This window comes from Lactococcus sp. NH2-7C, assembly GCF_029953655.1.
In the GTDB taxonomy this organism is placed as follows: Bacteria; Bacillota; Bacilli; order Lactobacillales; family Streptococcaceae; genus Lactococcus; species Lactococcus lactis.
The window spans coordinates 2,159,611-2,172,356 of sequence record NZ_CP124538.1; the positions used below are offsets into that span (position 1 = coordinate 2,159,611).

Below are 12,746 nucleotides of genomic sequence, written 5' to 3' on the forward strand. Positions count from 1 at the left end.
AATAGATGGATGAAGTGAAAGAATTCACATCAAAACAATTTTTTAATACTTTACTTACTCTTCCAAGCACCTTGAAGTTAATTTTTCAGTTGGAAAAACGTTATGCAATTTATTTAATTGTGCTAAATGCTATCACAGCTTTTGTTCCGTTGGCTAGTCTTTTTATTTATCAAGATTTAATAAACTCTGTGCTAGGTTCAGGGAGACATCTTATCAATATTATTATCATCTATTTTATTGTTCAAGTGATAACAACAGTTCTGGGACAGCTGGAAAGTTATGTTAGTGGAAAATTTGATATGCGACTTTCTTACAGTATCAATATGCGCCTCATGAGGACTACCTCATCTCTTGAATTAAGTGATTATGAGCAGGCTGATATGTATAATATCATAGAAAAAGTTACTCAAGACAGCACTTACAAGCCTTTTCAGCTATTTAATGCTATCATTGTTGTGCTTTCATCGTTTATCTCATTGTTATCTAGTCTATTTTTTATTGGAACATGGAACATTGGGGTAGCAATTTTACTCCTTATTGTTCCAGTATTATCTTTGGTACTTTTTCTCAGAGTGGGACAATTAGAGTTTTTAATCCAGTGGCAGAGAGCAAGTTCTGAAAGAGAAACATGGTATATTGTATATTTATTGACTCATGATTTTTCATTTAAAGAAATCAAGTTAAATAATATTAGCAATTACTTCATTCATAAATTTGGAAAATTAAAGAAAGGATTTATCAACCAAGATTTAGCTATTGCTCGTAAGAAGACATATTTCAATATTTTTCTTGATTTCATTTTGAATTTGATAAATATTCTTACGATATTTGCTATGATCCTTTCGGTAAGAGCAGGAAAACTTCTTATAGGTAATTTGGTAAGTCTCATACAAGCTATTTCTAAAATCAATACTTATTCTCAAACAATGATTCAAAATATTTACATCATTTATAATACTAGTTTGTTTATGGAACAACTTTTTGAGTTTTTAAAGAGAGAAAGTGTAGTTCACAAAAAAATAGAAGATACTGAAATATGCAATCAACATATAGGAACTGTTAAAGTAATTAATTTATCATATGTTTACCCTAATTCGAATGCCTTTGCACTAAAGAATATCAATTTATCCTTTGAAAAAGGAGAATTAACTGCTATTGTAGGAAAAAATGGTTCAGGGAAAAGTACACTAGTAAAGATAATTTCAGGATTATATCAACCAACTATGGGAATAATCCAATACGACAAAATGAGAAGTAGTTTGATGCCTGAGGAGTTTTATCAGAAAAACATATCGGTGCTGTTCCAAGATTTTGTGAAGTATGAGTTAACGATAAGAGAGAATATAGGATTGAGTGATTTGTCTTCTCAATGGGAAGATGAGAAAATTATTAAAGTACTAGATAATTTAGGACTCGATTTTTTGAAAACTAATAATCAATATGTACTTGATACGCAGTTAGGAAATTGGTTTCAAGAAGGGCATCAACTTTCAGGAGGTCAGTGGCAAAAAATTGCATTAGCAAGGACATTCTTTAAGAAAGCTTCAATTTATATTTTAGATGAACCAAGTGCTGCACTCGATCCTGTAGCTGAAAAAGAAATATTTGATTATTTTGTTGCTCTTTCGGAAAATAATATTTCAATTTTCATTTCTCATAGTTTGAATGCTGCCAGAAAAGCAAATAAAATCGTGGTTATGAAAGATGGACAGGTCGAAGATGTTGGAAGTCATGATGTCCTTCTGAGAAGATGTCAATACTATCAAGAACTTTATTATTCAGAGCAATATGAGGATAATGATGAATAAAAAAAATATAAAAAGAAATGTTGAAAAAATTATTGCTCAATGGGATGAGAGAACTAGAAAAAATAAAGAAAACTTCGATTTCGGAGAGTTGACTCTCTCTACAGGATTGCCTGGTATAATTTTAATGTTAGCGGAGTTAAAAAATAAAGATAACTCAAAGATATATCAGAAAAAGATAGACAATTATATTGAATATATTGTTAGCAAACTTTCAACATATGGGCTTTTAACAGGATCACTTTATTCGGGAGCAGCTGGCATTGCATTAAGTATACTACATTTACGAGAAGATGACGAAAAATATAAGAATCTTCTTGATAGCCTAAATAGATATATCGAATATTTCGTCAGAGAAAAAATTGAAGGATTTAATTTGGAAAACATTACTCCTCCTGATTATGACGTGATTGAAGGTTTATCTGGGATACTTTCCTATCTATTATTAATCAACGACGAGCAATATGATGATTTGAAAATACTCATTATCAATTTTTTATCAAATCTGACTAAAGAAAACAAAGGACTAATATCGCTTTACATCAAATCGGAGAATCAGATGTCTCAATCAGAAAGTGAGATGTATCCACTAGGCTGTTTGAATATGGGATTAGCACATGGACTTGCTGGAGTGGGCTGTATCTTAGCTTATGCCCACATAAAAGGATATAGTAATGAAGCCTCGTTGTCAGCTTTGCAAAAAATTATTTTTATTTATGAAAAGTTTGAACTTGAAAGGAAAAAACAGTTTCTATGGAAAGATGGACTTGTAGCAGATGAATTAAAAAAAGAGAAAGTAATTAGGGAAGCAAGTTTCATTAGAGATGCATGGTGCTATGGAGGTCCAGGTATTAGTCTGCTATACTTATACGGAGGATTAGCACTGGATAATGACTATTTTGTAGATAAAGCAGAAAAAATATTAGAGTCAGCTATGCAAAGGAAACTTGGTATTGATTCATATATGATTTGCCATGGCTATTCTGGTTTAATAGAAATTTGTTCTTTATTTAAGCGGCTATTAAATACAAAAAAGTTTGATTCATACATGGAAGAATTTAATGTTAATAGTGAGCAAATTCTTGAAGAATACGGAGATGAAAGTGGCACGGGTTTTCTTGAAGGAATAAGTGGCTGTATACTGGTATTATCGAAATTTGAATATTCAATCAATTTTACTTATTGGAGACAAGCACTGTTACTTTTTGACGATTTTTTGAAAGGAGGGAAGAGGAAATGAGAAGATATTTAATACTTATTGTGGCCTTAATAGGGATAACAGGTTTATCAGGGTGTTATCAAACAAGTCATAAAAAGGTGAGGTTTGACGAAGGAAGTTATACTAATTTTATTTATGATAATAAATCGTATTTCGTAACTGATAAGGAGATTCCTCAGGAGAACGTTAACAATTCCAAAGTAAAATTTTATAAGCTGTTGATTGTTGACATGAAAAGTGAGAAACTTTTATCAAGTAGCAACAAAAATAGTGTGACTTTGGTCTTAAATAATATTTATGAGGCTTCTGACAAGTCGCTATGTATGGGTATTAACGACAGATACTATAAGATACTTCCAGAAAGTGATAAGGGGGCGGTCAAAGCTTTGAGATTACAAAACTTTGATGTGACAAGCGATATTTCTGATGATAATTTTGTTATTGATAAAAATGATTCACGAAAAATTGACTATATGGGAAATATTTACAGTATATCGGACACCACCGTATCTGATGAAGAATTGGGAGAATATCAGGATGTTTTAGCTGAAGTACGTGTGTTTGATTCAGTTAGTGGCAAAAGTATCCCGAGGTCTGAATGGGGGAGAATTGATAAGGATGGTTCAAATTCCAAACAGAGTAGGACGGAATGGGATTATGGCGAAATCCATTCTATTAGAGGAAAATCTCTTACTGAAGCATTTGCCGTTGAGATAAATGATGATTTTAAGCTTGCAACGAAGGTAGGAAACTAGAGTGAAAAAAATACTAGGTTTCCTTTTTATCGTTTGTTCGTTGGGTTTATCAGCAACTGTGCATGGGGAGACAACAAATTCACAACAGTTACTCTCAAATAATATTAATACGGAATTAATTAATCATAATTCTAATGCAATTTTATCTTCAACAGAGGGATCAACGACTGATTCGTTTAATCTAGGGGCGCAGTCACCTGCAGTAAAATCGACAACAAGGACTGAATTGGATGTAACTGGTGCTGCTAAAACTTTATTACAGACATCAGCTGTTCAAAAAGAAATGAAAGTTTCGTTGCAAGAAACTCAAGTTAGTTCTGAATTCAGTAAGAGAGATAGCGTTACAAATAAAGAAGCAGTTCCAGTATCTAAGGATGAGCTACTTGAGCAAAGTGAAGTAGTCGTTTCAACATCATCGATTCAAAAAAATAAAATCCTCGATAATAAGAAGAATAGAGCTAACTTCGTTACTTCCTCTCCGCTTATTAAGGAAAAACCATCAAATTCTAAAGATGCATCTGGTGTAATTGATAATTCTGCTTCTCCTCTATCTTATCGTAAAGCTAAGGAAGTGGTATCTCTTAGACAACCTTTAAAAAATCAAAAAGTAGAGGCACAACCTCTATTGATAAGTAATTCTTCTGAAAAGAAAGCAAGTGTTTATACAAATTCACATGATTTTTGGGATTATCAGTGGGATATGAAATATGTGACAAATAATGGAGAAAGCTATGCGCTCTACCAGCCCTCAAAGAAAATTTCTGTTGGAATTATTGATTCAGGAATCATGGAAGAACATCCTGATTTGTCAAATAGTTTAGGAAATTATTTTAAAAATCTTGTTCCTAAGGGAGGGTTTGATAATGAAGAACCTGATGAAACTGGAAATCCAAGTGATATTGTCGACAAAATGGGACACGGGACGGAAGTCGCAGGTCAGATTACAGCAAATGGTAATATTTTAGGAGTAGCACCAGGGATTACTGTAAATATATACAGAGTATTTGGTGAAAATCTTTCGAAATCGGAATGGGTAGCTAGAGCAATAAGAAGAGCTGCGGATGATGGGAACAAGGTCATCAATATAAGTGCTGGACAGTATCTTATGATTTCAGGATCGTATGATGATGGAACAAATGATTATCAAGAGTATCTTAATTATAAGTCAGCAATAAATTATGCAACAGCAAAAGGAAGTATTGTTGTCGCAGCTCTTGGTAATGATAGTTTAAACATACAAGATAACCAAACAATGATAAACTTTCTTAAGCGTTTCAGAAGTATAAAGGTTCCTGGAAAAGTTGTAGATGCACCGAGTGTATTTGAGGATGTAATAGCCGTAGGTGGAATAGATGGTTATGGTAATATTTCTGATTTTAGTAATATTGGAGCGGATGCAATTTATGCTCCTGCTGGCACAACGGCCAATTTTAAAAAATATGGGCAAGATAAATTTGTCAGTCAGGGTTATTATTTGAAAGATTGGCTTTTTACAACTACTAATACTGGCTGGTACCAATATGTTTATGGCAACTCATTTGCTACTCCTAAAGTATCTGGGGCACTGGCATTAGTAGTTGATAAATATGGAATAAAGAATCCTAACCAACTAAAAAGGTTTCTTCTAATGAATTCTCCAGAAGTTAATGGGAATAGAGTATTGAATATTGTTGATTTATTGAATGGGAAAAATAAAGCTTTTAGCTTAGATACAGATAAAGGTCAGGATGATGCTATTAACCATAAATCGATGGAGAATCTTAAAGAGTCTAGGGATACAATGAAACAGGAACAAGATAAAGAAATTCAAAGAAATACAAATAACAATTTTTCTATCAAAAATGATTTTCATAACATTTCAAAAGAAGTAATTTCAGTTGATTATAATATTAATCAAAAAATGGCTAATAATCGAAATTCGAGAGGTGCTGTTTCTGTACGAAGTCAAGAAATTTTACCTGTTACTGGAGATGGAGAAGATTTTTTACCGGCTTTAGGTATAGTGTGTATCTCAATCCTTGGTATATTGAAAAGAAAGACTAAAAATTGATAGATTATATTTCTTCAGAATGAATGGTATAATGAAGTAATGAGTACTAAACAATCGGAGGTAAAGTGGTGTATAAAATTTTAATAGTTGATGATGATCAGGAAATTTTAAAATTAATGAAGACAGCATTAGAAATGAGAAACTATGAAGTTGCGACGCATCAAAACATTTCACTTCCCTTGGATATTACTGATTTTCAGGGATTTGATTTGATTTTGTTAGATATCATGATGTCAAATATTGAAGGGACAGAAATTTGTAAAAGGATTCGCAGAGAAATATCAACTCCAATTATCTTTGTTAGTGCGAAAGATACAGAAGAGGATATTATAAACGGCTTAGGTATTGGTGGGGATGACTATATTACTAAGCCTTTTAGCCTTAAACAGTTGGTTGCAAAAGTGGAAGCAAATATAAAGCGAGAGGAACGCAATAAACATGCAGTTCATGTTTTTTCAGAGATTCGTAGAGATTTAGGACCAATTACATTTTATTTAGAAGAAAGGCGAGTCTGTGTCAATGGTCAAACAATTCCACTGACTTGTCGTGAATACGATATTCTTGAATTACTATCACAACGAACTTCTAAAGTTTATACGAGAGAGGATATTTATGATGACGTATATGATGAATATTCTAATGCACTTTTTCGGTCAATCTCGGAGTATATTTATCAGATTAGGAGTAAGTTTGCACCATACGATATTAATCCGATAAAAACGGTTCGGGGACTTGGGTATCAGTGGCATGGGTAAAAAATATTCAATGCGTCGACGGATATGGCAAGCTGTCATTGAAATTATCATAGGTACTTGTCTACTTATCCTGTTGTTACTGGGCTTGACTTTCTTTCTACGACAAATTGGACAAATCAGTGGTTCAGAAACTATTCGTTTATCTTTAGATTCAGATAATTTAACTATTTCTGATATCGAACGTGATATGAAACACTACCCATATGATTATATTATTTTTGACAATGATACAAGTAAAATTTTGGGAGGACATTATGTCAAGTCGGATGTACCTAGTTTTGTAGCTTCAAAACAGTCTTCACATAATATTACAGAAGGAGAAATTACTTATACTTATTCAAGCAATAAGCATTTTTCAGTTGTTTTAAGACAAAACAGTATGCCTGAATTTACAAATCATACGCTTCGTTCAATTTCTTATAATCAATTTACTTACCTTTTCTTTTTTCTTGGTGAAATAATACTCATTATTTTTTCTGTCTATCATCTCATTAGAGAATTTTCTAAGAATTTTCAAGCCGTTCAAAAGATTGCATTGAAGATGGGGGAAATAACTACTTTTCCTGAACAAGAGGAATCAAAAATTATTGAATTTGATCAGGTTCTGAATAACTTATATTCGAAAAGTAAGGAGTTAGCTTTCCTTATTGAAGCGGAGCGTCATGAAAAACATGATTTATCCTTCCAGGTTGCTGCACTTTCACATGATGTTAAGACACCTTTAACAGTATTAAAAGGAAATATTGAACTGCTAGAGATGACTGAAGTAAATGAACAACAAGCTGATTTTATTGAGTCAATGAAAAATAGTTTGACTGTTTTTGACAAGTATTTTAACACAATGATTAGTTATACAAAACTTTTGAATGATGAAAATGATTACAAAGCGACAATCTCCCTGGAGGATTTTTTGATAGATTTATCAGTTGAGTTGGAAGAGTTGTCAACAACTTATCAAGTGGATTATCAGCTAGTTAAAAAAACAGATTTAACCACTTTTTACGGAAATACATTAGCTTTAAGTCGAGCACTTATCAATATCTTTGTTAATGCCTGTCAGTATGCTAAAGAGGGTGAAAAAATAGTCAGTTTGAGTATTTATGATGATGAAAAATATCTCTATTTTGAAATCTGGAATAATGGTCATCCTTTTTCTGAACAAGCAAAAAAAAATGCTGGAAAACTATTTTTCACAGAAGATACTGGACGTAGTGGGAAACACTATGGGATTGGACTATCTTTTGCTCAAGGTGTAGCTTTAAAACATCAAGGAAACTTAATTCTCAGTAATCCTCAAAAAGGTGGGGCAGAAGTTATCCTAAAAATAAAAAAGTAATTTAGTAATCTCTAAGGATTACTTTTTTTGTTTCTGAATAGATTCTGAAAATTGTTTTATATACTTTTTTTAAACATAAAATAAAGTGAGGAAATATAATGCAGGTAAAAATTCAAAATCTTTCTAAAACATATAAAGAAAAGCAGGTGCTACAAGATATCAGTTTTGATATTAAATCTGGAACAGTCTGTGGTTTATTAGGAGTTAACGGTGCAGGAAAATCAACTTTGATGAAAATTTTGTTTGGTTTAATTTCTGCAGATACTGGAAAAATTTTTTTTGATGGACAAGAAAAGACAAATAATCAACTTGGAGCCTTAATCGAGGCTCCAGCAATATATATGAATTTATCTGCTTTCGATAATCTTAAAACTAAGGCTTTGCTTTTTGGAATTTCAGATAAGAGAATTCATGAAACTCTAGAAGTGATTGGTTTGGCAGAAACAGGAAAGAAAAGAGCAGGAAAATTCTCTTTAGGGATGAAACAACGTTTGGGAATTGGTATGGCTATTCTTACAGAACCTCAATTTTTAATTCTTGATGAACCTACTAATGGTTTGGATCCTGATGGTATTGCGGAGTTGTTAAACTTAATCTTAAAACTTAAAGCTAAAGGTGTGACAATCTTGATTTCTAGTCATCAGTTGCACGAAATAAGTAAAGTAGCTAGTCAAATTATTATTTTGAACAAAGGTAAGATTCGTTATAATCATGCGAACAATAAAGAAGACGACATTGAACAGTTATTCTTTAAGATTGTGCATGGAGGAATGTGATATGAAAAGAATAATAGCATCAGAAGCAATAAAATTAAAAAAATCAGGAACTCTTAGATTGGTATTAATTATCCCTTTTGTGACTCTATTTATAGCATTTCTTATGGGTGGAATACAGATTTTTAGTGTTTTTTCAATTTATTGGTGGGAAACTGGTTTTTTATTCCTTTTGATGAGTTTGCTTTTTCTTTATGATATAAAATCAGAGGAGCAAGCTGGAAATTTTCAAAATGTGAAATGGAAAAAGCTGAGTTGGAAAATTCATTTGGCCAAAATGTTGTTGATTTGGCTAAGAGGTATACTAGCGAGCATAGTCTTGATTATTTTGCTTTATTTGGTTGCTTTTGTGTTTCAAGGTATTGTAGTGGTGGATTTTATGAAAGTAAGTGTGGCATTGATTGCTATATTACTAGCAGCTTCTTGGAATTTACCCTTTATATACTTGATTTTCAAGTGGATTAATACTTACGTATTGTTAGCTGCGAATACCTTGATTTGTTTAATTGTTGCCCCTTTTGTTGCACAAACTCCAGTATGGTTCTTGCTACCATACACTTATCACTATAAAGTTACAGAAAGTTTGTTAAATATCAAACCATCAGGAGATTTGTTAACAGGGAAGATAAATTTCAGTATTTGGGAAGTTTTATTACCATTTGGACTTTCCATAGTTGTAACGATAGGAGTTTCGTATTTACTTAAAGGAGTGATAGAACATGATAAGAAGTGAATGTCTCAAATTAAAAAATAGCTTAGGGTTTTATTTAGTTTTTCTCTTTACTTTATTAGAGCTTTTAACGGTTCCTATTTATTTAGCTTTTGGAAGAAGTCATGTTTCAATGACTGATTTATCGCTCATGATTTTTTTGTTTTTTCCGTTACTGGTTACAATTTTGTCTATTCTAATCTTTGAACAGGAGAGTCTGGCCAATCGTTTCCAAGAAATAAATGTAAATAAAAAAAGTAGCAGAATTTGGTTATCAAAGCTAATAGTAGTGGATTTCCTTTTGTTCTTTCCATCAGCAATGATCTGGATAATTACGGGAGTTTCACAGGCAGTAGGGCAACAAGGAATGATGATCGCAACAGCTAGCTGGTTGATGGCAATTTTTCTTAATCATTTTCATCTTTTATTGACCTTTATAATCAATCGAGGAGGGAGCATGATTATCGCGATTATTGAAATATTACTCATTATTTTTGCCAGTAATAAAGTTTTATTAGCAGCTTATTGGTGTCCCATTGCTTTACCTGTTAATTTTATGATAACTGGGCGGTGTGCTTATCTGATAGCTGCCGTAGGGTGGATTGTTTTATCCACAATAATTCTTGTAGCATTATCTAAAAAAAAGATTAGATAAAGTATTTTTTCTTATGGTAATTCGACCTAATATGTTTTTGCTATTTATCTCTTATTTCTGTCTATAGTAATTTATTCAAAGTACCTTTAGACTCATAAGTTTGAATAAAATTTCCATCAATATGTGACAGTTCTTACTCTAAGAATAATGTTTCCGTCGTTAGTTTTCTTTTCTCAGTAATTTTTTATAAAGTGGTTTCCTATCGACTTACACTTTTTCTTTTGGAGTTATTGGTGTCAAGCTCATGAGAGATTCTTTAAAGCATATAACATTTTTAAACTGATATGCCAGTTATTTGTGAAGAATATGAGTTTCTATATAAAAGACCCGAATTGCTAGTTAATTTCATTAGAAAATAAATAAGTCGTGCTATCCTAATCTTAAACCACTAAGCATTAGAAAGCGCACGACTTATATGACTTATAATAGCACACTTCCAAAAGTTTTTGTTTATTTACTGACAACCATTGAGACGCTTTATCAAACGAGTGTTCCCCTTGAGGTTCAAAACCGAAAGAACGTCCATCTCGCAACATCAGATTGCTTAGTTATCGCTTGTTACCTATGGGGCGTACTGCATTTTAGTGAAACGCTTAAAGCAAAGCACCAATTGGCTCAAAGTTTATTTCCTAATTTCCTAGAATATTCTCGCTTTGTCCGCCGTTGTAATGCCCTCTTACCGAGTATCCAAGTCATTCGCCAAGCACTCGTCTTTAAAGAGGTTGAAGGAATTAGTGTATCCATTATTGACAGCTTCCCCATTCCTTTGTGTCAGCCTATCCGTAATTTCAGAAGCAAAGTTCTTGGAGATTATGCAAATGTTGGCTACAATGCTACAAAGGGACAGTACTTCTATGGCTGTAAATGTCATGCTTTAGTCAGTGAATCAGGCTATGTCATAGACTACACAATTACTCCTGCTTCAATGGCTGATAGTTCAATGACCGAGGAAGTGTTGAGTCAATTTGGGACACCAACAGTCCTTGCAGATATGGGATATTTAGGTCAGTCACTGCATGATAGGCTGGAATTAAAAGGAATTGATCTAATTACACCTGTCAGGAAGAACATGAAGCAAAAGAAAATCCTTTTCCCTAATTTTTCAAAACGTAGAAAAGTGATTGAGCGAGTTTTTTCTTTTTTGACAAATCTAGGAGCTGAGCGTTGTAAAAGTCGTTCGCCTCAAGGTTTTCAATTGAAATTAGAGATGATACTTTTAGCGTATTCTTTACTGTTAAAATCAGCTAAATCACTGGAACCAGAGACTTTAAGATATTCTATCGGGTATCAAGTCATGGCTAAATAATCAACTAGCAATTCGGGTATATAAAAGAGAAAATTAAACAATGAAAAATCCAAGTATAAATACTTGGATTTTTCATTATTTTTGATAGACATATAAAGTGCATTTTAACCTAGAATTAAAAGATGTATCGTTGATAATAATAAAATGAACCAAAGCAAAACTGACGTTAAGTCAATTTATTAGAGTCAAAAACGTATAATTTTAATGTATTTATTTTAAGTGATTTCTTTTTCAAATTGATTAGGCGTAAGATACCCTAAACTTTGATGGATTCGTTTTGAATTATAAAAGGCTTCAATATACCAGAAAATACTCTGATAGGCTTCTTCAAAGTTCTTATATTTAAATTGATAGACCCACTCTCTTTTTAAATGTCCATGCCAAGATTCAAGACTGGCATTATGATAAGGATAGCCCTTACGACTGAAGGAGTGAGTCATTCCAGAGTTTTTTATTGTCTCTTCATACTCATGACTCGTATACTGACTTGCTTGGTCAGAATGAAGCATCACAGCTTCTGGATAATTTTGTGATTCCATTGCCTTATTCAAAGTCCTTTGCACTAATTCTACAGTCATTCGCTTTCCTAAATCCCAAGCAATGACTTTTTTAGTATAACGATCCATAATGGTTGAGAGATAAACCCAGCCTTGTTGAGCAGGAATATAAGTAATATCAGTTGCCCAAACCTTATTTATCTTTTTAGACTCATTTTGTATAAGGTTCTTTCTGTTAATACCATCACTTACGGAGTGTCCGGGTTTAAATTTTTTAAGGAGGACGGACTTGAGCTGAAGTTGTTTCATAATTTTTTGTACGAGCTTTATCCCTACTTTTTCCCCTTGATTGAGTAAGAGGTGATGAATCTTAGGTGCCCCATAGATTCCCCGATTCGCCTTGAAAAGTTGGTCAATCTTCAGTGCCAAGTGTTGTCTTCTTAATTGAGTTTTGGATGGGCGTCGATTGATTCTCTCATAATAACTTGCTTCAGGAACACCAAGCAGTTGGCAACTGAGTCTGACATTGAGTGCTAAAGTTTTAATCGTTTGAGACATATCCGCAGCACTCACATCTTTTTCTCGGCGAATATGGTCAATACTTTTTTAAGATGTCTCGTTCTTCCTTAACTTTAGCCAGCTGTCTTTTTAATTCTAGAAAATCATCTTTAGAGACTGAGCTTTCATTAGACTTAGAATAGAGGTCGATCCATTTATAAATCGTTGCAGGAGCCACGCCGTATTCTTTAGAAAGCTGTGTGACGGATTGCCCAGAATGATAGAAGTCGAGAAGGGTGTCTTTAAATTCTTGTGAGTAGCGTTTTTGCATGTTTTTATCCTTTGTCTAAATTATACAATAGTGACTCTAAGAATTAAGGATAGCATC

At 32.8% G+C, this 12,746-nt stretch carries 11 protein-coding genes; 10 read left to right on the forward strand and 1 reads right to left on the reverse strand.

Annotated features, from left to right (window positions below; genetic code table 11):
- Positions 1–5: 5 nt before the first annotated feature.
- The 10 genes from QJV49_RS10895 (at position 6) to QJV49_RS10940 (ending at position 11,363) form a co-directional block, all read left to right on the forward strand.
- Positions 6–1,808, forward strand: coding sequence for an ABC transporter ATP-binding protein (locus QJV49_RS10895; protein ID WP_014570407.1), 1,803 nt, complete (start codon positions 6–8; stop codon positions 1,806–1,808).
- Positions 1,798–3,045: a lanthionine synthetase C family protein gene (locus QJV49_RS10900; protein WP_029344967.1), complete on the forward strand. Its 1,248-nt coding sequence runs from the start codon at positions 1,798–1,800 to the stop codon at positions 3,043–3,045. Before QJV49_RS10895 ends, QJV49_RS10900 begins: the two co-directional genes overlap by 11 nt.
- Positions 3,042–3,779, forward strand: coding sequence for a NisI/SpaI family lantibiotic immunity lipoprotein (locus tag QJV49_RS10905; protein WP_014570409.1), 738 nt, complete (start codon positions 3,042–3,044; stop codon positions 3,777–3,779). Before QJV49_RS10900 ends, QJV49_RS10905 begins: the two co-directional genes overlap by 4 nt.
- Before the next feature lies 1 nt (position 3,780).
- Positions 3,781–5,829 carry a S8 family serine peptidase gene (locus QJV49_RS10910; RefSeq protein WP_225511622.1) on the forward strand — a complete coding sequence of 683 codons (2,049 nt, stop codon included), beginning with the start codon at positions 3,781–3,783 and terminating at the stop codon, positions 5,827–5,829.
- 68 nt (positions 5,830–5,897) lie between these two features.
- A complete protein-coding gene (locus QJV49_RS10915) occupies positions 5,898–6,584 on the forward strand; it encodes a response regulator transcription factor (RefSeq protein ID WP_014734918.1) in 687 nt (228 codons plus the stop codon).
- Entirely contained in the window at positions 6,577–7,920 is a 1,344-nt protein-coding gene (locus QJV49_RS10920; RefSeq protein ID WP_014570412.1) for a HAMP domain-containing histidine kinase, read from the forward strand. The genes QJV49_RS10915 and QJV49_RS10920 overlap by 8 nt, the downstream gene beginning before the upstream one ends.
- Positions 7,921–8,018: 98 nt before the next feature.
- On the forward strand, positions 8,019–8,696 hold the full coding sequence (locus tag QJV49_RS10925) for an ABC transporter ATP-binding protein (RefSeq protein WP_015425986.1): 678 nt from the start codon (positions 8,019–8,021) through the stop codon (positions 8,694–8,696).
- Between the two features lies 1 nt (position 8,697).
- Positions 8,698–9,426 (forward strand): lantibiotic ABC transporter permease, encoded by a 729-nt coding sequence (locus QJV49_RS10930; protein WP_014570414.1) that lies wholly within the window; start codon positions 8,698–8,700, stop codon positions 9,424–9,426.
- Positions 9,413–10,057 carry a transporter gene (locus QJV49_RS10935; protein WP_014570415.1) on the forward strand — a complete coding sequence of 215 codons (645 nt, stop codon included), beginning with the start codon at positions 9,413–9,415 and terminating at the stop codon, positions 10,055–10,057. Before QJV49_RS10930 ends, QJV49_RS10935 begins: the two co-directional genes overlap by 14 nt.
- A gap of 415 nt (positions 10,058–10,472) precedes the next feature.
- Positions 10,473–11,363, forward strand: coding sequence for an IS982-like element ISLll1 family transposase (locus QJV49_RS10940; protein ID WP_225511623.1), 891 nt, complete (start codon positions 10,473–10,475; stop codon positions 11,361–11,363).
- A gap of 215 nt (positions 11,364–11,578) precedes the next feature.
- On the opposite strand, the gene QJV49_RS10945 is transcribed toward QJV49_RS10940, so the two are convergent.
- Positions 11,579–12,689 (reverse strand): IS3 family transposase gene (locus QJV49_RS10945; RefSeq protein ID WP_225511624.1). Its coding sequence is split into 2 segments (ribosomal slippage): positions 11,579–12,461 and positions 12,460–12,689, totalling 1,113 coding nucleotides; the frame shifts between segments, so codons are not numbered across the junction.
- Between the last annotated feature and the right edge of the window lie 57 nt (positions 12,690–12,746).

What these genes read in the sequence shown, in the direction of transcription:
- QJV49_RS10905 (WP_014570409.1), top strand. Translation starts at nt 3,042, where the DNA reads ATGAGAAGATATTTAATACTTATTGTGGCCTTAATAGGGATAACAGGT.
- QJV49_RS10925 (WP_015425986.1), top strand. Translation starts at nt 8,019, where the DNA reads ATGCAGGTAAAAATTCAAAATCTTTCTAAAACATATAAAGAAAAGCAG.
- QJV49_RS10900 (WP_029344967.1), top strand. Translation starts at nt 1,798, where the DNA reads ATGATGAATAAAAAAAATATAAAAAGAAATGTTGAAAAAATTATTGCT.
- QJV49_RS10930 (WP_014570414.1), top strand. Translation starts at nt 8,698, where the DNA reads ATGAAAAGAATAATAGCATCAGAAGCAATAAAATTAAAAAAATCAGGA.
- QJV49_RS10895 (WP_014570407.1), top strand. Translation starts at nt 6, where the DNA reads ATGGATGAAGTGAAAGAATTCACATCAAAACAATTTTTTAATACTTTA.
- QJV49_RS10935 (WP_014570415.1), top strand. Translation starts at nt 9,413, where the DNA reads ATGATAAGAAGTGAATGTCTCAAATTAAAAAATAGCTTAGGGTTTTAT.
- QJV49_RS10920 (WP_014570412.1), top strand. Translation starts at nt 6,577, where the DNA reads ATGGGTAAAAAATATTCAATGCGTCGACGGATATGGCAAGCTGTCATT.
- QJV49_RS10940 (WP_225511623.1), top strand. Translation starts at nt 10,473, where the DNA reads ATGACTTATAATAGCACACTTCCAAAAGTTTTTGTTTATTTACTGACA.